The following is a 20,022-nucleotide window of genomic DNA, read 5'->3' as shown; positions in this document are numbered from 1 at the left end:
TTACATCTTCACCGAGAAGCGGGCGTAGAAGAACCGGCCGCGCGCATCATAGGTATAGATGTCATAGTTGATCGGTGCGTTGGCGTAAGAAGCGGGCGGCTGCTTGTCGAACAGATTGTTGATGCCCAGGTTGAACCGCGCCGCGTCGTCGTTGATGCTGAAGCCGATTTCGGCGTCGGTGTAGATGATCGATCGGGTCCGCGCGTCCTTGACTGCATTGACGACGTCGGTGGTTGGGCCAATGTAGCGCGCGCGCAGCGTCATATCGACCGTGTCGCCGATCCAGCCGAGCGATGCCTGCCCCTTCCAGCGCGGATAGGTCGAACGCGGCTGATCGCCCTTGCCAGCGCGTTCGTCGACGATGGGGTCGCCGCCGCCCGGGTTGGGCGACACCGTCTTGAACGAATTGAGGTAGGATGCATCGACCATCGTTGTGAACCGACCGAAGGCGGTATTGAAGTCGTAACGCAGGGTTGCATCGACGCCGTCTGTCTCGATCGCGTTCAGATTTTGCGCGCCCTGGAGCAGCTCGAGGATGGCGCCCGTTCCCGCGTCGCGGTTCACCAGATCGCAGAACACACCGCCGCGCAACGCGCACAGCTGCATGATCTGGGTCGGCGTCTGCGATGCGATCGCGTTCTTGATCTTGATATTGTAATAATCGACGGTCAGCGACAGCCCGCGCACGCCGCGTGGCGAGATTGCGACCCCGGCGCTAAAGGTATCGGCGGTTTCGGGCTTCAGCCCGGCATTGCCGCTGATGACCCCCGGGATCAGTCCGTTCAGGTTGAAATTGGCTTGATTATAACCAGTCGGAACCCCGGCACAGCCCGGCCGGCCCGGGTTCGCCGCGGCACCGCCGTTGCAGGGGTCGGTACCCTGAAAGCTCGTCTGGCGCGCACCCTGATACAGCTCAAGGATCGACGGGGCGCGGAAGCCCTGCGAATAGGTGCCGCGGAACAATATATCCTCGATCGGACGGTAGCCGATGCCTGCCTTCAGCGTCGGCTTGCTCCCGACCGTCGAATAGTCCGAATAGCGCGCCGCAAGGCTGACATCGAGGCTTTGGGCAAACGGCTGGTCCTTGAAAATCGGGACGTTGAGTTCGCCATAAGCTTCATGAAGGTCATAGCTGCCCGCCGTCGCCGTGCGTGTCTGTCCCGTCGTCTTTGTGTAAAGCGACGCGTTCAGGTAAATCGGCGGCGCATTGACGATCGGATCGGGGGCATCAAAACCGCGATTCTGGCGATATTCATAACCCACGGCGAGCGCCACCGGCCCGGCCGGCAAATCGAACAGGTTGCCGGTGACGTTGAAAGCGGCATTGTAAAGCTCGGTGCGGTTATATTCGCGCGTGGTGAACCGAATATAGGCCGCCTGCTGCGCGGTCATCGGCGCGAACAGATTGATCGGCACGCAGCCGGCATTGGCGGTGCAGGTCGCGGGCGATCCCAGGCCGAGAAAGAGATTGTCGTAATTGATGCCATTCTCGGCGATCGTATGGATGCTGTTCTTCGAATAGGAACCGAAGACATCCCAGCGCCATTCGCCGCCCATGATCTGAAAGGTGCCATCGACGCCGACCGAAACGCGGAAGGTTTCGACATCCTGCGCGTTGTTGCGGTTGCCGACATCGCTCATCACCTTGCGGATGCGCCACGCGCTGTTGGCGGCAAAGCCGATTGCATTACCGGTTGGGACACCATTGGCGGTGCCGAACGGGTTGAACGCCTGGTTGTTCGGAATTGCAAAGCCGCGCACCGTTCCGGCGCTGCCGCCGACGTCGAGCAGCACCGGCGAGAACAGCTGGTTCGACTTGCGCCGGTTATAAACGCCTTCGACCTTGATCGTCGCATCCTCGGTCAGTTCATAGTCGAACCGCCCATAGATGCCGTAACGCTCCGACGGGCCGGTCGAATAGATGCCCTGCGCCTGGGTGTTATAGGCATCGCCCGGCAGTGCCCCGACGTGGAACGCGTTGTCGGCTAGGTTGCCTACGCCGATTGCGGCGCCATTGTTCAGGATGAGCGGGTTGGCGCTGCTCGCAAAGCCCGCCGGGGTGCCGAAATAGCCATTGTTGGCGAGCCCCGGCAGAATGAACAGGCCGTTGGGATTGGTGCCGACCGCGGTTTGCGGCACCAGCGTCAGCGTGGTCAGGTCGCGCGCATCGGTGCGGATCGGACGCGACTTGAAATAGCTCCCCGACAGGATGACCGATGCGCGGTCCCATGTCTTGCCGACCGTCAGCATGCCGCCGAGTTCGGCCCCGTCGCCGCGGCTGGTGACACCGGCGCGAACCGACCCGCGCAGCCCGTCAAACGGCTGGACCGTCTTGATATTGACAACGCCCGCAATCGCGTCGGCACCATAGATTGCCGATGCGCCGTCCTTCAGCACCTCGATGCCGTCGATCATGCCCTGCGGCAGCGTATTCAGATCGACAAAATCGCGAAAGCCTCGCTGGCCGACGCCATCGACCCAGCGATGCCCGTCGACGAGGACGAGTACGCGGTTGCCGCTGCCTTCGGCCCCGCCCAGATAGCGTAGGTTGATCGAGCTCGCGCCATAGGACGTGCCCTGCGTCCCGTTTGAATTGAGACTGACGCCCGCCGACGGAATTTTCTGGAGCAGGTCGCCGATCGACGATGTCCCCGACCGGGCAATATCGTCCGAGGTGATCGTCAGCAGCACCCCGACCGAGTCGGCGTCCTTGCGGCTGATCCGCGACCCGGTGACGATGATGTCGCCCGCGCTATCCGCTTCGGTTTCGGCGGCGACGTCTTCGGCGTCCTGCGCCTGCGCCATTGTCGGCCACGCCAGCGCAGCCAGGCTGATGCTTGCTGCGGCCGCGAATTTTGCGAGGCGGCGTTGCCGGTATCCCTGAACGATTGCACTGGTCATCGATAAACCCCAATTTGTGATATACCGACCAGCTTAGAGCGAAATGCGGCGCGAAAAAATATTATGAGACTCCGTGATGTTATCATAACGAAAGTGCATGGCGTTGCCAGTGAATGTGCACTCTTTGTATGAGTGGGGCAAGGAGGCGAAATATGGGTTTCGATACGTTGCTCTTGCCAACGCGCCGGCATCTGATCGCGGCAAGCGTGTCGATCGCCTTCTTTCCGCTGCCTGCGGCGGCGCAGTCGGCGCCGCTGCGTATCAGCCTGCTCGGGCAGGCGCTAATCAAGACCGACCTTCGCGCGATCGGCTGGCCAGCCATGGGCGATTTCCGGCGCCTGCTCAAAAGCAGCGACGCCGTCTTTACCGATCTGGAGACGGTGATCGCCGGACCACTGTCCGGACAATCGACCCGGCCCGCGAACAGCGAGGTGCTGCATATTGGCGCGCCCGAGGTCATCGAATGCCTGCAGGCGATTGGCGTGAATCTTGTCGCGACATCGAACAATCACGCCTGGGATCTCGACGCGGGCGGAATTTTATCGACGATCGATGCGTTGAAAGGGCGTCGGCTGGCCTTTGCCGGATCGGGGTCAGACCTGGCATCGGCCAGCGCGCCGGGCTATTTGAAGGGACGAAAGACGGTGGCGCTTGTCGCCGCGGCCGCCGGTGCGATCCGCGACGGCGCCGCGGCGACGGCGACCCGGCCGGGGGTCAATGAACTGCGGCGCCGCGCCGACGGCACGCTCGATGCCTTTGACGTCGAGCGCTATCTGGCGGCCATCCGTCTTGCGGCATCGACGGGGGCGATCGTAATCGCTTATCTGCACAGCCATTATTGGGAGCCGAAGAAATCAGACACTCCGGAATGGCAGCGCGATCTCGCGCGTCGCGCGATCGACGCGGGGGCTTTAACGTTCGCTGCGCACGGCGTGCCCGAGCTGCAAGGGATCGAATATTATCGCGATGCACCGCTGTTCCACGGGCTCAGCTCTTTCATCTTTCAGTCGAAGAAGCCCGATGACGCCTATGGACCCGAAGCGTGGCAGTCGATCATCGCGCAGCTCGAAATCGACCGTGGATCGGTCATGCGAACCCAAATTATCCCCGTCCAGCTCGATGGAAAGGGCGTGATCCATGATGGTTCGTTGGTGCGCGGCACCCCCACGCTCGCCGACGTCGGGCAAGCGCCGACGATCATAGATCGCATCACCGCCCTTAGCGCGGCTCTTGGAAATTCCGTGAGCTTTCGGCCAGCGTCGATGTCCGGCAAGCGCGTTCTTCATTCGACAATCGAACTGCGCCCACAATAGGTTCAGATTGTTGAAGGTCTTTTATCACGAAAGAGTCCCCAATGCGGACTGACGGCTAACGGCCCAGTTTTTGCCTTTTCCCGTAGGTCGCCTTGGTGATCGCCGAATGTCAGCTGTTGGCATAACCTTGCCGTTCGGCACATTGCTGATGAGTGGCAGGTAAGTCCCAAACCCTGCTTATTCAATCGCGCCGCGACTGCGATGAACCAATGGCCGTTTTCGACGGCGCTACTTGGCGATCCGAATGACGGCATTGTTAGCGACAGTTGCCATTAGTCCATGTTTACATGGGCAGCCTGACTTGATCAATTTCAGCCAAGGATCATCCGCCGATCGACGCGAGATGCGGGGTTGCCCCGCTATTGCCCTGACGCAGCCGGTGGCCGGGCGTCTTGGTGGCGGTCAGCGCGGCGATCCGGGAAATCAGTTCGTCTTGCTGGTCATCGGCTTGCAGCAGAGGCCTGAGGTCGATTCCATAATCACCAAACAGGCAGAGGTGCAGCTTGCCTTGCGCGGAGACCCGCAGGCGATTGCAGGAGGCGCAAAAATCCTTGGAATAGGGCGCGATGATACCGATCTGTCCCGGGCGGCCCGGCTGGGCATAGACCACCGCCGGCCCTGCCCCTTGCTCCCGCGCGAGGCGTTGCCAGCCCATGGCATCGAGCCTGTCGGCAATCTCGGCCCCGGCCAGGTGGTGCCGCTCGAAAAAGGCGGTGTTGTCATTGGTGCGCATTACTTCGATGAACCGCAGCGATAGATCGTGCCGCTGCACGAAGGCAATGAAGCCCTCCAGTTCGTGATCGTTGATCCCGCTCATCAGCACGCTGTTGAGCTTGACCGTGCCGATCCCCGCCGCGCGTGCGGCGGCGATGCCGTCCAGCACTTCGCTCAGCCGGTCGTGCCCGGTGATCGCGGCGAAGCGGGCAGGATCCAGAGAATCGACACTGACGTTGAGTGCATTGATCCCGGCGGCGGCATAGTCCTCAGCGCGTTCTGCCAGGCGGTAGCCGTTGGTGGTCATGGCCAGGCGGCGGATGCCCGGAACCCGCGAAACGGCGGCGGCAATATCGATCAGTTCGCGGCGCAGGCTGGGCTCTCCGCCGGTTAGCCGAACCTTCCACAGGCCCAGCGTGGCAAAAGCGGTCACAAGGCGGCGGATCTCATCGACCGACAGGTTTGCTGGCGCATCGGCCGGCTTGCGATAGCCATCGGGCAAGCAATAGGAACAGCGGAAATTGCAGACATCGGTCAGCGATAGCCGCAGATACTCGAAGCGTCTGCCCTGGCCATCCTCAAGGCTCTGCTGCATCCTAGGCCGCCAACTCCACGCCGCTGACCCCGGCCTGCTCGGCCAGGATTGCGATGTATTGCGCCACGGCGCGGCGGTAGCTGGCTTCCTCAAGATATTCGGCAATCAGCGCCCGCACTGCCTCGAAGGGCAAGGGTTTGGCCTCGATCCGGTGGCCCGAACGGATCACATGGACACCGAAGCGGCTGCGCACGGGATTGGGGCAAAGCGTTTCGGACGGCAACGCGAACAACGCTTCCTCGAACGGCTTGACCATCTGCCCGGCCTGGACCTGGCCAAGATTCCCCCCCTGTTCGCGCGAAGGACAGGCCGAGCGGGCTCGGGCCAGTTCTTCGAACCGCGAGGGATCGGCTTCCAGTGCGCGGATCAGCGTGCGGGCATCGCCGGTGGCGAGCCCCATTGCGAAGTCATCCGCAGGATCGGCTTCGATCAGGATATGCGCGGCCTCAACCAGCAGCGGAGTGGTGAAACGCTCCGTATGGTGCTCGAAGAACCGGCGGCAGGTTTCCTCGTCGGCTTTGGGCGTCTTGATCTCGCGCGCCAGCAGCGCGTCGATCAGTGCGTCTTCGCGGGTCAGGGGTTGAGCGGCTTCATCGCAGATCTCGCCAGGCTCAAGCTCCAGCCGCTCGGCTTCGTCGACCAGCAATTGGCGGATCGCCAGCGCTTCGGCGGCTGCTTCCCAGGCCGCTTCGGCGCTGGGGGCGGGATGGTTCTGCGCCTCGGCGGCGATGTCGCCCACGGGGATCTCGCGCCCGCCGACGATCACGGGATCGGGGTTCATGACGCCAGCCTCCGCGAACGCACGACCTGATAGCCCGAGCGCCAGACATAGCGGACAGGCGCCGAGATCATGTGGACCAGCCGGGTGAAGGGGAAGATCAGCAGGATCGTCAGCCCCAGGAACAGGTGCAGTTTGAACACCGGCGCGACATCGCGGATCAGGTCCGATGCCCCGGCGCGGAAGGTGAATATGCCTTGCGCCCATTCCATGAACTTGACCATTTCGTGCCCGTCAAGGTGCTGGGCCGAGACCGGGATCGTTGCCAGACCGAGCGCAAGCTGGACCCACAGCAGCAAGATCACCAGGTTGTCGCTGAAGCTGGAAGAGGCCCGCACTCTTGCGTCGAAGAAGCGGCGGTGAATCAAGAGCGTCGCGCCGATGATCGCAATCACACCCGCAACGCCGCCCGCGACCATCGCCAGCAATTGCTTTGCCCCATGCGGCACGCCCAGTGCATCCCAGATCGCGATCGGGGTCAGCAGCCCGCCGACGTGCCCGAGAAAGATCACCAACACCCCGACATGGAACAGCACCGAACCGATCATCAACTGCTTGCGGCGCAAGAGCTGGCTGGAACCCGCGCGCCAGGAATAGGGTTCGCGGTCATAACGGATCACCGATCCCACCGCGAGCACGGCCAGCGCGATGTAGGGATAGATCCCGAAAACCAGGTGGTGGAGGAAATCAGCCATGGGTGGGGCTCCTGACAGGTTCGGGATTGAGAATGCGCTCGACCAACGCGCTGACTTGCGGGCATTCGGCGCTGCCAGGGGCGGCAGGACTGTCGAAGCGGACCTGCTCTTCCTCCCAGGCTGCGTCGAGCGCGGCGAGATCATCGGGATCGTCCGCCGGGGCGATCACGAACTCTTCGCCTCCAGCCCCCGCCAGATCGGCCAGGATCCGCATCGGCGCGGCATAGGGTGTGTCCTTTTCCTCGAGCCGCTGCGCCAGCGCGGAGATGATTACCCCCGGTTGGGCCAGTTCCTCGGCCGCCTGCGCAGGCGGCAGAACCGAGAGATACTCTAGGAACAGCGGCAGGTAGTCGGGCAGTTCCTTGGCCTCGATTTCCAGCCCCTGCGCTTCGTAACGATCACGCAGGTCGACCATCGCCTGGCCGCGGTCACGGCTTTCTCCGTGGACATGTTCGAACAGATGGAGCGATAACGCCCGGCCCCGGTCGAACAGCGCGACATAGGCTTCCTGGCTATCGAGCAGGTCATCATGGGCCAGTCGCTCGATCAGCGGGGCCAGCGCCGCGCGCTGATCGGGTGTCAGCAGGCCGTCCTCGACCAGCAGTGCCGAAAATACCGGCGCGGCTTGCTGGACCGCCTCGTCCGGATAGCGCAGCAGCGCGGAGAGGACACGCAGGGTCGTGTTCATCAGAATACCTCCGAAGGGGTCTGGAGTTTCTTCCGAGCCGGAGCGCCAAACAGGTTGGCGCCGCTGGTGCCGCCCGAGCAGCCATTACCAAGCGAGAAGCCGCAGCCACCGCGCTCTTCGTACATGTCGTCGGCAACTTCGCGGTGGCCGCTGGGGATGACGAAGCGGTCCTCGTAATTGGCGATCGCCATCACGTGGTACATGTCCTCGATCTGCTGGCCGGTCAGGCCAACCTCGCGGGCGATCTCCTCGCTGATGACGCCGTCCACGGTCTTGCCGCGCATGTAGGCGCGCATCGCCAACATCCGCTCAAGCGCCTCGACTACCGGTGCCTCCTTGCCAGCGGTGAGCAGGTTGGCGAGGTACTTGACCGGGATCCGCAAGCTGCGAACATCAGGCATGCCGTTGCGGGCCGAAATCTTGCCGGCGCTGGCCGCATTGTTGATCGGCGATAGCGGCGGCACGTACCAGACCATCGGCAGGGTGCGGTATTCGGGGTGGAGCGGGAAAGCGACTTTCCATTCCATCGCCATCTTCCACACCGGCGAATGCCGCGCGGCTTCCAACCAGCCCTCGGGCACGCCGTCCTTGCGGGCTTGCTCGATCACCGCCGGATCGTTGGGGTCGAGGAAGATATCGAGCTGTTCCTGATAAAGGTCCTCGACGTGTTCCGTGCTGGCAGCCGCTTCGATCCGGTCCGCGTCATAGAGCATCACGCCCAGATAGCGGATCCGCCCGACACAGGTCTCGCTGCACACGGTCGGCTCGCCCGCCTCGATCCGGGGATAGCAGAAGATGCACTTCTCGCTCTTGCCGCTCTTCCAGTTGAAGTAGATCTTCTTGTAGGGGCAGCCCGAGATGCACATCCGCCAGCCGCGGCACTTTTCCTGATCGATCAGAACGATCCCGTCTTCCTCGCGCTTGTAGATCGAGCCCGAAGGGCAGGCCGCGACGCAAGTGGGGTTGAGGCAGTGCTCGCACAGCCGCGGCAGATACATCATGAAGGTGTTTTCAAACTCGCCGTAGATCTCTTTTTGGACGCCTTCGAAGTTGTAATCCTGCGACCGCTTGGAAAATTCGCCGCCCAGGATTTCCTCCCAGTTGGGGCCGCCCTCGATCTTCTCCATCCGCTCGCCGGTGATCAGGCTGCGCGGACGCGCGGTGGGGAAGGCCTTGCTTTCAGGTGCGCTCTGCAGGTGGCCGTAGTCGAAAGTGAAGGGTTCGTAATAGTCGTCGATTTCGGGCAGGTCGGGATTGGCGAAAATCTTCGCCAGCAGCCGCCACTTGCCGCCCATCTTCGGCCGGATCGAGCCCGCCGCAGTGCGCTCCCACCCGCCGTTCCAGCGCTTCTGGTTCTCCCAATCCTTGGGATAGCCGACGCCGGGCTTGCTTTCGACATTGTTGAACCAGGCGTATTCCATCCCTTCGCGGCTGGTCCAGACGTTCTTGCAAGTCACCGAGCAGGTATGGCAGCCGATGCACTTGTCGAGATTCAGCACTTTGCCGATTTGTGCGCGGACCTTCATGCTGCGTGCTCCCCTTCGGCCAGCTCGCCTTCAAGCCAGTCAACCTTGCTGAGTTTGCGGACGATCACGAATTCGTCGCGGTTCGATCCGACGGTGCCATAGTAGTTGAAACCGTAGGCCTGCTGGACGTAGCCGCCGATCATGTGGGTGGGCTTTAGGATCGCGCGGGTCACCGAATTGTGGATCCCCCCGCGTTGGCCGGTCAGCACCGAACCCGGCACGTTCACGTGCTTTTCCTGGGCATGGTACATGAACAGCGTGCCCTCTTTCATCCGCTGCGAGACCACCACCCGGGCGACCAGCGCGCCGTTGGCGTTGAAGGTTTCAACCCAATCATTGTCGATCAGGCCTGCCTTGGCGGCGTCCACCTCGCTCATCCAGACGATCGGCCCGCCGCGCGACAGGGTCAGCATCAGCTGGTTGTCGGTGTAAGTGGAGTGGATTCCCCACTTCTGGTGCGGAGTGATGAAGTTGAGCACCACGTGCGGCTGGCCTTCGGCCGCTTGCAGCATCGGCAGACATGCCTTGGTATCAATCGGCGGGCGATAGACGCAAAGCGCCTCGCCAAAGGCGCGCATCCATTTGTGGTCCTGATAGAGCTGCTGCCGCCCGGTCAGGGTCCGCCAGGGGATCAGTTCGTGGACGTTGGTGTAGCCCGCGTTGTAGCAGACGTGCTCGCTTTCCAGCCCCGACCAGATCGGCGAGGAAATGATCTTGCGCGGCTGGGCCTGGACATCGCGGAAACGGATCTTTTCGTCTTCCTTGGGCAGCGCCAGATGGGCATGCTCGCGCCCGGTAAAGGTCGAGAGTGATTCCCATGCCTTGACCGCAACCTCGCCGTTGGTTTCAGGGGCCAGCATCAGCAGCACTTCGCAGGCATCGATCGCGGTTTCGATTTTCGCCATGCCCTTGGTGGGGCCTTCTTCGGTCACCGTGCCGTTGAGCTTGCGCAGGCCTTCCACTTCGTGCGCCGTTTGCCACGACATGCCCTTGCCGCCGTTACCCAGCTTGTCCATCAACGGGCCCAGCGCGGTGAAGCGCTTGTAGAGGTTCGGATAGTCACGCTCGACCAGCGCGACATTGGCCATGGTCTTGCCGGGGATCGGTAGCAGATCTTCCTGGCCCCAATCGGACACCTCGAAAGGCTGGGCGATCTCGTTCGGACTGTCGTGCTGGATCGGTACCAGCACCAGATCCTGCTCCACACCCAGCACTTCGGGCGCAACTTCGGAGAAGGTCTTGGCGATCCCCTTGTATATCTCCCAATCGCTCTTCGATTCCCACACCGGGTCAATCGCGGCCGACAGCGGGTGAATGAAGGGGTGCATGTCGGAAGTGTTGAGGTCGTCCTTTTCATACCAGCTGGCAGTGGGCAGGACGATGTCGGAATAGACGCAGGTGGTCGACATCCGGAAGTCGAGCGTGACCAGCAGGTCGAGCTTACCCTTGGGGGCTTCCTCGTGCCATTTCACTTCCTTGGGCTTTTGATGGCCCATCTCGCCCAGGTCCTTGCCCTGAACCCCGTGCGCTGTGCCGAGCAGATGCTTGAGAAAATATTCGTGGCCCTTGCCCGACGAGCCGAGCAGGTTGGAACGCCAGACGAACATGTTGCGCGGCCAGTTGGCCTCGTCATCGGGATCGAAGCACGACATCTCCAGGTCGCCGGCCTTGAGCGCCTGGGCGACATAGTCCTTGGGCTCCATGCCTGAAGCCTTGGCGGCCTTGCCAACCTCGAGCGGATTGGTTTTGAGCTGCGGCGCGGAAGGCAGCCAGCCCATTCGTTCGGCCCGGGCGTTGTAGTCGATCAGACTGGCATCCCAATCGCCCTTGGGCGCGGTGGGCGAGAGGATTTCGCTCACCCCCAGCGTTTCGTAACGCCACTGGTCGGTGTGGGCGTAGAAGAAACTGGTGGAGTTCATCTGCCGCGGCGGACGGCTCCAATCGAGACCGAAGGCCAGCGGCAGCCAGCCGGTCTGCGGGCGCAGCTTTTCCTGGCCGACATAGTGCGCCCAGCCCCCACCCGACTGACCCACGCAGCCGCACATCACCAGGAGGTTGATGATCCCCCGGTAATTCATGTCCATGTGATACCAGTGGTTGAGCCCCGCCCCCAGTATCACCATCGATTTTCCGTTGGTGGCCTCGGCATTAGCGGCAAATTCGCGCGCCACGGTGACGATCGTATCGGCGGGAACGCCGGTGATCTTCTCAGCCCAGGCCGGAGTATAGGGCGAGCTGTCCCCAAAATCACGCGCGACATGTTCGCCGCCCAGACCCCGATCGAGGCCGTAGTTGGCGCACAGCAGGTCAAACACCGTGGTGACGAATGCGCGCCCTTCCTTGAGCTCCAGCTCGCGCACCGGAACGCGCTTGAGCAGCACATCGGGATGGTCGGTGCCCTGGAAGTGGTCGTGCTCGCGGTTGCCGAAATAGGGGAAGGCGACCTCGACCACCTCGTCGTGGTCCTTGTCGAGGATCGCGGTCATCCGCAGCTTTACTTCGCGGCCCTGGCCGTCCTTTTCCTCAAGGTTCCATTTGCCCTTTTCGCCCCATCGGAAGCCCGCCGTGCCCGAGGGAGCGACCACATCGTCGCTGGCCTCGTCGATGGCGACGCATTTCCATTCGGGGTTGTTCTTTTCGCCCAGTTCGCCCTTGAAATCGCTGGCGCGCAGCAGGCGTTCGGGGACCAGCTTGCCGTCCTGTTCAACCAGCCGGACCAGCATCGGCATGTCGGAATATTTGCGGCAATAGTCCTCGAAATAGGGCACTTGCCGGTCGAGGTGGAACTCGCGCAGGATCACGTGGCCCATCGCCATGGCCAGCGCCGCATCGGTGCCGGCTTTGGGGTTGAGCCACAGGTCGGCGAACTTGGTCGCCTCGGCATAGTCGGGGCTGACTACTGCGACCTTGGCCCCGCGATAACGGGCCTCAGTCATGAAGTGCGCGTCGGGGGTGCGGGTCTGGGGAACGTTTGATCCCCACATCATCAGGAAGCCCGAATTGTACCAATCGGCGCTTTCGGGAACGTCGGTCTGTTCGCCCCAGGTCATCGGGCTCGACGGCGGCAAGTCGCAGTACCAATCGTAGAACGACATGCAGGTCCCGCCGAGCAGCGAGAGATAGCGTGAACCCGCCGCATAGGAGACCATCGACATCGCCGGGATCGGCGAAAACCCGATTACCCGGTCAGGACCCCATTTCTTCGCTGTATAGGCATTGGCCGCAGCGATTATCTCGTTCACTTCGTCCCAGGTCGAGCGCACGAAGCCGCCATGGCCGCGGATCGCGGTATAGCTCTTGCGCTTGGCCGGATCGGCCTGGATCGAGGCCCAGGCCGCGACGGGCGGCATGGCTTTGCGCGCCTCGCGCCACAGCTTGACCAGCCGCTTGCGGATCAGCGGGTATTTCAGCCGATGGGCCGAATAGATGTACCAGCTGTAGCTCGCCCCGCGCGGGCAGCCGCGCGGTTCGTGGTTGGGGAGTTCCGGGCGAGTCCGGGGGTAGTCAGTCTGCTGGGTTTCCCAGGTGATGATCCCGCCCTTGACGTAGATCTTCCACGAACACGATCCGGTGCAGTTCACCCCGTGGGTCGAACGCACAATCTTGTCGTGCTGCCAGCGCTTGCGATAGCCGTCCTCCCAGTCGCGGGCCTCGGCGGTGGTTACCCCGTGGCCATCGGAGAACGTCTCCTTCTTCTGGGCGAAGAAGGTCAGGCGGTCGAGCAGGTGGCTCATGCGGGGGCTCCTTGAGCAGTGGAGGCGGGAGCGGCGATGCCGCGTTCAACGTCGTGCAGCAGCCCGCCCTTGCGGGTGTAGGCGTACCAGGTCAGCGCGGCGCAGCTCGCGTAGAAGACCAGGAAGCCATAGAGCGCGACATGCGGCGTGCCGGTGGCGCTGATCGACATCCCGAAAGCGCGCGGGATGAAGAAGGCGCCGTAGGCCGCGATCGCGGAGGTGAAGCCGACGATCGCCGCCGATTCTTTTTCCGCCTGGCGGGTGCGCTGCGCGCTATCGAGCTCGGGCATAAGCCGCGGGACTTCCTGGCGCATGATCACAGGGATCATCTGGAAGGTCGAGGCATTGCCGACGCCGGTGACAAAGAACATGAACACGAAGCTCGCGAGGAAGCCGGTGAAGTCCTTGGCATCGAGGAAGTGGACGACACTCAGCGTGCCTACCATCATCCCCAGGAACACCCAGAAAGTCACCCGGCCGCCGCCCCAGCGATCCGACAGCCAGCCGGTCGCTGCGCGGCTGATCGCACCGACCAGCGGGCCCAGGAACACGTACTTGAGCACGTTGACGTCCGGGAACTGGCTCTTGGCGAGCAAGGGCAGCCCGGCCGAGAAGCCGATGAACGAACCGAAAGTGCCGGTGTAAAGCCAGCACATCAGCCAGTTGTGCTTGCGCTGGAAGATCACCGACTGTTCGGCAAAGCTGGCCTTGGCATCGGCGATGTCGTTCATCCCGAACCAGGCCAGCACGGTCGAGGCCATGATGAACGGCACCCAGATGAAGCCGGCGTTCTGCAGCCACAGCTGGCCGCCGTCCTTGGTCGTCTGGGCTTCGCCGCCCAGCGCACCGAACACGCCCGCAGTAATCAGCAGCGGAACCGCGAACTGCATCACCGAAACGCCGAGGTTGCCGAGGCCCGCGTTGAGCGCCAGCGCGTTGCCCTTTTGCGCCTTGGGGAAGAAGAACCCGATATTCGACATCGAGGAGGCGAAGTTGCCGCCGCCGAAGCCGCACAGCAGCGCCAGGACCAGGAAGATGAAGTAGGGCGTTTCCGGGTTTTGCACCGCATAACCGATCCCGAAAGCCGGGATCAGCAGCGATGCGGTGCTGAGCGTGGTCCACAGCCGCCCGCCAAAAATCGGCACCATGAAGCTGTAGAAGATCCGGAAAGTTGCGCCCGACAGGCCCGGCAGCGCGGCCAGCCAGAACAGCTGGTCAGTGGTATAGTCGAAGCCGATAAGGGGGAGCTTCGCCACGACCACCGACCAGACCATCCAGACCGAGAAGGCCAGGAGCAGTGCAGGGATCGAGATGTAGAGGTTGCGGTTGGCGATCTTCTGGCCGGTTTCCTCCCAGAAGGCCGAATCCTCAGGCCGCCAGTCGGTCAGCAGCTTGCCCTTGACCTCATGTTCGTGGTGCAGCTTTTCATCGTGAATGCCAGCCATTTCGGGGAACTGCGGCAGCGAGCGGGCATTGACACCCGAAGCTTTCTGTTCCATCTGGCGGATCGCGAAATGCATCCAGGCCAGCGCCACCGCGACCAGCGCGAACAGCACCATGAAGCAGCTCGTCCAGATGCCGGTAAGGTCGCTGACTGCGCCAAACACGATCGGCAGCACGAAGCCGCCCAGCCCGCCGACCAGTCCAACCAACCCGCCGACCGAACCGACATGGTCAGGGTAATAGACCGGAATGTGCTTGTAGACCGCGGCCTTGCCCAGCGACATGAAGAAGCCCAGCACGAACACCGCGATCACGAAGGGCACCAGGCTCATCGAGGTGGCGAAGTGGATGTCGCCCTTGATTCCGTGGATGACATAGTCGGTCGCCGGGTAGGACAGCATGAACAGCAGGATCAGCGAGACGCCGAAAGTGGCGTACATGATCTTGCGCGCGCCATATCGGTCGGACAGCACGCCACCGTAAGCGCGGAACAGCGAAGCCGACAGCGAGAAGGTGGCCGCGAGCATCCCGGCGACCTTGATATCCACACCGTAGACCCCGATCAGGAACTTGGGCAGCCACAGCGCTAGCGCGACGAAAGCGCCGAAGACGAAGAAGTAGTAGAGCGAGAAGCGCCAGACCTGTTCGTTCTTGAGCGGTTCAAGCTGCTCTTTCAGGCCCTTGGGCTTTTCCCCGCTGAGCTTGCGCGCGGCAAGATCGGGATCATCCTTGGCAAAGACGAAGAACAGCACCGCGGTCAGCGCCAGCACCGAAGCCCAGATCAGCGCGACCGCCTGCCAGCCCATTGCAACCATGATCCACGGTGCGACGAACTTGGTCACCGCCGCACCGACATTGCCCATCCCGAAAAAACCAAGCGCAGAGCCCTGCTTTTCCTGCGGGTACCACTTGGAAACATAGGCGATGCCGACCGCGAAGCCGCCGCCGGCCATGCCCAGTCCCAACGCCGCGACCAACATCAACAGGTAGCTGTCGGCAAAGGTCAGCAGGTAGGTGGAAAGTGCCGAAGCCAGCATGGTTAGCGGGAAGACAATCCGTCCGCCGTACTGGTCGGTCCAGACCCCCAGCATCAGCCTGACCAGCGATCCGGTCAGGATCGGCGTGCCGACGAGCAGGCCAAACTGGGTATCGTTGAGCCCCAGGTCCTGCTTGATCTGGATTCCGATGATCGCGAAGATCGTCCAGACCGCGAAACAGATGGTGAAGGCAAATGTGCTGAGTCCCAGCGCCCGGTTTTGCTGTCCGGTGCTGACGGTCTGCTGAAGTGGCATGGCTATGTCCCCGCCTGTTGCAATGTCATGGCGCGGGGATGGACTGCTTGACGGCAGGATGCTTGATCAGGATCAAATCGGTATGGCCTGGCCTGATAATTGGTCTGACGGCTGATCTACAAGGCAATTGGTCCCAACAAAGATCAAGTCAGCGATTGATACACATCAAGTGGCACGCTAGACGGAGCGTGTAGCAAAGGAGTCATGCCCAACGTGCGTCCCGGAGAGAAACCAGAAATTGCCCGCCTGCCGCTGTTTCGCGAAATGCAGGAGGAGCAGCGCGAGCGGATCTTCTCGGGCTCGTTCCTGCAAGTTTTCCCGCCGCAGCTGACCCTGTTCGAGCTTGGCCAGCATCCCGATTTCCTGCACGTGCTGATCGATGGGCTGGTCGAGCTTTACGCGACCAGCGCTGGGCGTGACACGACGATGCGGATCGTGGAGCCGGTGACCAGTTTCATTCTGGCAGCGGTGGTCACCGACATGCCCTACTTGATGTCGGCGCGCACGCTCACGTCCTCGCGAATTCTGCTGGTCCCGGCCGCGCTGGTGCGCGAAGTGGTCAAACAGGACTGTGCGCTGATGCAGGCGACGATGCGCGAACTGGCGCTGGCCTATCGCGACATGGTCCGTGCGCTGACCGACATGAAGCTGCGACAATCGGCAGAGCGGCTTGGCAACCTGCTGCTCCAGCAGGAGCGTCGCCAGGGCGGCAACGGCGCGGTCCAACTCAAGGCCGAAAAGCGGCTGCTGGCCTCGCTGCTCGGAATGACGCCTGAAAACCTTTCACGTGCCTTCGCCGTGCTGGGCCAGCATGGGCTCGAAGTCGACGGTGCGCAGGTGCGGTTTACCGATCAGGCCGCACTCGAGGCGTTTTCCCGCCCCGACCCGGTCAAGGACGACGACTAGAACTTCGCTTCGATCTGGAACCAGAACTTGGTCGTATCGGTGGCAAAGGCATCGGCATTGTAGCGCGCGAACTTGGCGGTCAGGCCGATCTGCTTGGTCACCGGATAGCTGACCAGCGCATTCCATTCGCTGCCATAGTTGATGCCCAACCGCGTCGAATTGTAATCGTGCCACATCGCCCGTAGCGTCAGCCCGGCCAGCGGCCCCTTCCCCGGTACTTTGTAGCCGGCATCGAGGTAGATATCGCGCAGGCCATTGGCAGGCGTGGTCAGAAACTTGTCGGCCCAGCCGTTGAAGGCGTGCAGCGTGGCGAGCGGGGTTTGCAGCGCGACAGTGCCGTTGCCTTCAAGCTGCTCGTAGCCACCCTTAAGGGTCACGGGTCCGAACTTCACACCCGGTTCGAGCAGCCAGTAATCCAGCCCAAAGCTGTTCGGGTTGGCTCCAAACTCTTGCTGGCGAGCGTACTCGGCGGCGTAGAGGATGGAGGAACTTCCACCCACCTTACGCTCGCCAGCGATCCGCACGCCCAGGGTCCGCGAACTATTGGCCGGAGAGGAGGGAATATCCAGCCAGTAGCCGTAGCCCGTGATCGTGCCGACGTTCTTGATCGTGTAACCGAGCCGCAGCGCGTCGATCTGGTTGTCGCGCCAGATGCCTTGCGCCGAATCCGGGCCGAACACTCGGTTGACCCGCCAGGCGTGCATGTAATCCAGCGTCAGCGCGCCAAAGGGCTTGGTTGCCAACCGCACGGCATCAAGCGTCTGGTCGTTCTGCCGCCAGCCGACCGAACCAATCCAGCGCTGATTGTCATAGTTGACCGCCTGGCGACCCACTGTCGCTTCGAAACGCGGATCGGGCCGCCAGCGCAGCCAGGCCTGGTTGAGCAGCACATCCGAAGGATCGGCGACCACTGGATAAGCGACCTTGCCGTTGACCGTATCGTTGTAACTGGTCTCGCCGATCACCGCGATCGCCTCGCCTTCGACCAGCGCGGAAAAGCCATGCCACTCGGCGGTCTTGATCCCGGCGCGGACCCGCAGCGTCGATGCCGTGGCATCGTTGGGCAGGCCGGTCTGGTCAACCACTTCGAGCCGGTAACGGATATCGGCATAGGGCGTGATCGGCTGTTGCTTGGTTTCCGCCTGGACGGCGGTGGCCGGGGCCAGGCTGACAAGGGCGGAGGCGAGCAGGAGTTTGGCTTGATTCATGTGGCCATTTTGCCAATCATTTCTCAACTGTAATTGATAATAGTCAAGATTATCGCAGCGCAAGGCGCTATGCGATCGACTATGATCAAACCCCCGCTCTTGCTGGCCTCACCGCACCGGCTGCCTTTCCTGACCGGCAGCCTGGGCCTTGGTTCGACCGCAGCCTGGTGGCTGTCGGCACTGGTGCAGATCCATGCGGGATCGATCATGGCGATCGCACCAGCCATGCCAGCCTCTTTGCTTCACGGCCCGGCAATGCTTTTTCTGGGATTCACCCCGTTCGTGTTCGGCTTCCTGCTTACGGTGATTCCGCGCTGGATGGGTTATCCCGACCTTGCCTGGCAGCGCTATGCCCCGGTTGGCGTGCTTCTGGCGCTGGGAGTGACCTGCGCGCTAATCGGCCTGTGGTCAGCCCAGCCGCCGCTGTTGCTGGGCGGCTTAGCGATACTGGGCGGCGGTTGGGGCCTTGGCCTGCTGTTCCTTGCCCAGCTGTTGCTGGTCAATCGCCGGGACGGCAAACCTCCCTGCTGGCATGCGGCTTCGGCCATTGTGGCGCAAGTGCTGGGGCTTCTGGCACTGCCTTGCGCGATCGGCTTTGTCATAACTACTGACCCACGGTTGCTGCGCTTGGCCAACCTGCTCGCGATCAATGGCTTTCTGTTGCCGGTGTTTCTGACCGTGGCGCACCGCATGGTGCCATTTTTCGCGCGAATGGCGGTGAAGGATTACCAGCCGTGGCGACCGGATTGGTTGCTGGCCGCGATCTGGGCGATGCTGGGTCTGCGCCTGCTGGGCGAGGGATTCGCTCAGGCCACCATGCTGGCGCTCGGATCGACCGGCCTGGCGCTAATGACCTCCGTGATGGCCTTCAAGTGGTGGCCACGCGGCCCTGCGCCTGGCTTGCTGAATGCGCTGCTGTGGGGCTTTCTGTGGGCCCCGGTGGGTTTTGCGCTGTCCGCCCTTGATGCGGGCGGCGTCGCGCTGGGCCGAGCTCCGCTTCATGCTCTGCTGATCGGCTTTGCGGGAAGCATGCTGGTTGCAATGGTGACCCGCGTAACCCAGGGCCACTCGGGCCGCCCTCTTGCCATGTTCGGCTTGGCCTGGGCAGCCTTCGCGGGGATCCAGTTGGCGGCAGTCATGCGGATCTGGGCGGCATTGCGGACGGAAGATTCGGCGATCCTGCTGCTCGCGGCCGGGGCATTCCTGTTCGGACTGGCACCATGGCTGGTCCGCAACGCGCTGGTCTATTCCCGCCCCCGGATCGACGGCCGCCCTGGATGAACCAGCAAATGACCACCGCCCGCGATCCGATCACGCCTGAAGAAGCCCTTGAACTGCTCAAGGAAGGCAACCGCAGGTTCCTGGATGACGCCCCCTACAATCCGCCGATGGACCGACTCCACCGGCTTCATCTGGCCGCAGCACAGCAGCCCTTTGCGGCCTATCTCAGCTGTTCGGATTCACGGGTTCCGCCAGAACTTCTGTTCGAACGCGGGCTGGGCGAGCTGTTCATTGTCCGTAACGCAGGCAACACCTTGTGCGCCACTGCCCTGGGCAGTCTGGAATTTGCCGTCACCCAGTTGCAGGTGCCGCTGATCGTGGTGATGGGGCACGAAGCCTGCGGTGCAATCCGGGCCGCCGTTTCAGTTGCCCGGGGGCAGGCGGCCTATACCGGCAACGTCTCGAAAGTGCTGCAATCGCTGCTTCCCGCCGTGCTCGAAGCCGATCCCTGGGCGGAAGACCTCTGCAACGCCGCCGCCCTGTGCAACGTGCGCAAGGTTGTCAGGGAACTGCGGGAAGAGGCCTCTCCCGCCTTGCTTGAACCGCAGACCGCCGGCTCACTCCTGGTGGTTGGAGCCTACTACCATCTCGATTCCGGGCGCGTTGAGTTTCTCGATTGATACAAGCGCACGTGCCACCTCTGCGCCCCGCATTCTTACCCTAATATGTCCAGATTTCCGGGCGGTTCAAAAGGGCAACCAGAGGTTGGCCAAGTCGGCGTGGAACCAGTGAACCGGCGACCGCTTTCGGCAAAGCAAAGATCGCCTTCAAGCTGCGGCTTGGCAGCGAAACCAGTCACGCCGAACTCATTCATTGGCGGACGACCTGTCGCAGCCTCCATCCAAGTTCACATCCCCATTCATGACTAATCCACGCCCCTGACCGAACCCGGCCAGGCCATGCAACGCGCGCTCATGCGGACCGTGCTGTCATGCTTTGCATGCCTGC

Annotated in this window: 13 protein-coding genes; 4 read left to right on the top strand and 9 right to left on the bottom strand. The window is 62.5% G+C overall.

Going from position 1 to position 20,022, the window contains the following annotated elements; all coding sequences use genetic code 11:
* Nucleotides 1–2,901 (bottom strand): TonB-dependent receptor, encoded by a 2,901-nt coding sequence (locus MNBBLIKP_RS07260; protein WP_088308978.1) that lies wholly within the window; start codon nt 2,899–2,901, stop codon nt 1–3.
* 152 nt (nt 2,902–3,053) lie between these two features.
* Here MNBBLIKP_RS07260 and MNBBLIKP_RS07255 point away from each other — a divergent pair, with 152 nt between their 5' ends.
* Nucleotides 3,054–4,214: a CapA family protein gene (locus MNBBLIKP_RS07255; RefSeq protein ID WP_088308975.1), complete on the top strand. Its 1,161-nt coding sequence runs from the start codon at nt 3,054–3,056 to the stop codon at nt 4,212–4,214.
* A 322-nt stretch (nt 4,215–4,536) separates the two neighbouring features.
* Here the strand turns inward: MNBBLIKP_RS07255 and moaA are convergent, their stop codons facing one another.
* From moaA to MNBBLIKP_RS07220, 7 genes are read right to left on the bottom strand one after another with little or no spacing between them, the layout of a single operon-like run.
* Nucleotides 4,537–5,523, bottom strand: coding sequence for a GTP 3',8-cyclase MoaA (moaA, locus tag MNBBLIKP_RS07250; RefSeq protein WP_088308974.1), 987 nt, complete (start codon nt 5,521–5,523; stop codon nt 4,537–4,539).
* A 1-nt stretch (nt 5,524) separates the two neighbouring features.
* Nucleotides 5,525–6,304 (bottom strand): peptidylprolyl isomerase, encoded by a 780-nt coding sequence (locus MNBBLIKP_RS07245; protein ID WP_088308972.1) that lies wholly within the window; start codon nt 6,302–6,304, stop codon nt 5,525–5,527.
* Nucleotides 6,301–6,996 carry a respiratory nitrate reductase subunit gamma gene (gene narI, locus MNBBLIKP_RS07240; RefSeq protein WP_088308970.1) on the bottom strand — a complete coding sequence of 232 codons (696 nt, stop codon included), beginning with the start codon at nt 6,994–6,996 and terminating at the stop codon, nt 6,301–6,303. The genes MNBBLIKP_RS07245 and narI overlap by 4 nt, the downstream gene beginning before the upstream one ends.
* Nucleotides 6,989–7,684, bottom strand: coding sequence for a nitrate reductase molybdenum cofactor assembly chaperone (gene narJ, locus MNBBLIKP_RS07235; protein ID WP_088308968.1), 696 nt, complete (start codon nt 7,682–7,684; stop codon nt 6,989–6,991). The genes narI and narJ overlap by 8 nt, the downstream gene beginning before the upstream one ends.
* Entirely contained in the window at nt 7,684–9,210 is a 1,527-nt protein-coding gene (gene narH, locus MNBBLIKP_RS07230; RefSeq protein WP_088308966.1) for a nitrate reductase subunit beta, read from the bottom strand. Before narH ends, narJ begins: the two co-directional genes overlap by 1 nt.
* On the bottom strand, nt 9,207–12,944 hold the full coding sequence (locus tag MNBBLIKP_RS07225) for a nitrate reductase subunit alpha (protein WP_088308964.1): 3,738 nt from the start codon (nt 12,942–12,944) through the stop codon (nt 9,207–9,209). The genes narH and MNBBLIKP_RS07225 overlap by 4 nt, the downstream gene beginning before the upstream one ends.
* Complete coding sequence (locus MNBBLIKP_RS07220; RefSeq protein WP_088308962.1) at nt 12,941–15,679, bottom strand: nitrate/nitrite transporter; 2,739 nt, start codon at nt 15,677–15,679, stop codon at nt 12,941–12,943. The genes MNBBLIKP_RS07225 and MNBBLIKP_RS07220 overlap by 4 nt, the downstream gene beginning before the upstream one ends.
* Before the next feature lie 204 nt (nt 15,680–15,883).
* Between MNBBLIKP_RS07220 and MNBBLIKP_RS07215 the strand changes: the two genes are divergently transcribed.
* Nucleotides 15,884–16,585 (top strand): cyclic nucleotide-binding domain-containing protein, encoded by a 702-nt coding sequence (locus MNBBLIKP_RS07215; protein ID WP_217896666.1) that lies wholly within the window; start codon nt 15,884–15,886, stop codon nt 16,583–16,585.
* Here MNBBLIKP_RS07215 and MNBBLIKP_RS07210 read toward each other — a convergent pair.
* On the bottom strand, nt 16,582–17,793 hold the full coding sequence (locus MNBBLIKP_RS07210) for an alginate export family protein (RefSeq protein ID WP_088308960.1): 1,212 nt from the start codon (nt 17,791–17,793) through the stop codon (nt 16,582–16,584). The two genes, MNBBLIKP_RS07215 and MNBBLIKP_RS07210, sit on opposite strands and share 4 nt — an antisense overlap.
* Before the next feature lie 81 nt (nt 17,794–17,874).
* Between MNBBLIKP_RS07210 and MNBBLIKP_RS07205 the strand changes: the two genes are divergently transcribed.
* Nucleotides 17,875–19,074, top strand: a complete 1,200-nt coding sequence (locus tag MNBBLIKP_RS07205) for an NnrS family protein (protein WP_176399704.1) — start codon at nt 17,875–17,877, stop codon at nt 19,072–19,074.
* Nucleotides 19,071–19,694: a carbonic anhydrase gene (locus MNBBLIKP_RS07200; RefSeq protein WP_088308957.1), complete on the top strand. Its 624-nt coding sequence runs from the start codon at nt 19,071–19,073 to the stop codon at nt 19,692–19,694. The genes MNBBLIKP_RS07205 and MNBBLIKP_RS07200 overlap by 4 nt, the downstream gene beginning before the upstream one ends.
* Nucleotides 19,695–20,022 lie beyond the last annotated feature (328 nt).

The organism is Novosphingobium sp. B 225 (assembly GCF_002198665.1).
Taxonomy (GTDB): domain Bacteria; phylum Pseudomonadota; class Alphaproteobacteria; order Sphingomonadales; family Sphingomonadaceae; genus Novosphingobium.
Note: the sequence above shows the minus strand (reverse complement) of the source record. Positions and strands in the feature narration are given on the sequence as shown.

Excerpts from the sequence above, each read along its gene's own strand:
- MNBBLIKP_RS07260 (WP_088308978.1), bottom strand. The coding sequence starts at position 2,901 with ATGACCAGTGCAATCGTTCAGGGATACCGGCAACGCCGCCTCGCAAAA.
- MNBBLIKP_RS07255 (WP_088308975.1), top strand. The coding sequence starts at position 3,054 with ATGGGTTTCGATACGTTGCTCTTGCCAACGCGCCGGCATCTGATCGCG.
- moaA (WP_088308974.1), bottom strand. The coding sequence starts at position 5,523 with ATGCAGCAGAGCCTTGAGGATGGCCAGGGCAGACGCTTCGAGTATCTG.
- MNBBLIKP_RS07245 (WP_088308972.1), bottom strand. The coding sequence starts at position 6,304 with ATGAACCCCGATCCCGTGATCGTCGGCGGGCGCGAGATCCCCGTGGGC.
- narI (WP_088308970.1), bottom strand. The coding sequence starts at position 6,996 with ATGGCTGATTTCCTCCACCACCTGGTTTTCGGGATCTATCCCTACATC.
- narJ (WP_088308968.1), bottom strand. The coding sequence starts at position 7,684 with ATGAACACGACCCTGCGTGTCCTCTCCGCGCTGCTGCGCTATCCGGAC.
- narH (WP_088308966.1), bottom strand. The coding sequence starts at position 9,210 with ATGAAGGTCCGCGCACAAATCGGCAAAGTGCTGAATCTCGACAAGTGC.
- MNBBLIKP_RS07225 (WP_088308964.1), bottom strand. The coding sequence starts at position 12,944 with ATGAGCCACCTGCTCGACCGCCTGACCTTCTTCGCCCAGAAGAAGGAG.
- MNBBLIKP_RS07220 (WP_088308962.1), bottom strand. The coding sequence starts at position 15,679 with ATGCCACTTCAGCAGACCGTCAGCACCGGACAGCAAAACCGGGCGCTG.
- MNBBLIKP_RS07215 (WP_217896666.1), top strand. The coding sequence starts at position 15,884 with ATGCCCAACGTGCGTCCCGGAGAGAAACCAGAAATTGCCCGCCTGCCG.
- MNBBLIKP_RS07210 (WP_088308960.1), bottom strand. The coding sequence starts at position 17,793 with ATGAATCAAGCCAAACTCCTGCTCGCCTCCGCCCTTGTCAGCCTGGCC.
- MNBBLIKP_RS07205 (WP_176399704.1), top strand. The coding sequence starts at position 17,875 with ATGATCAAACCCCCGCTCTTGCTGGCCTCACCGCACCGGCTGCCTTTC.
- MNBBLIKP_RS07200 (WP_088308957.1), top strand. The coding sequence starts at position 19,071 with ATGAACCAGCAAATGACCACCGCCCGCGATCCGATCACGCCTGAAGAA.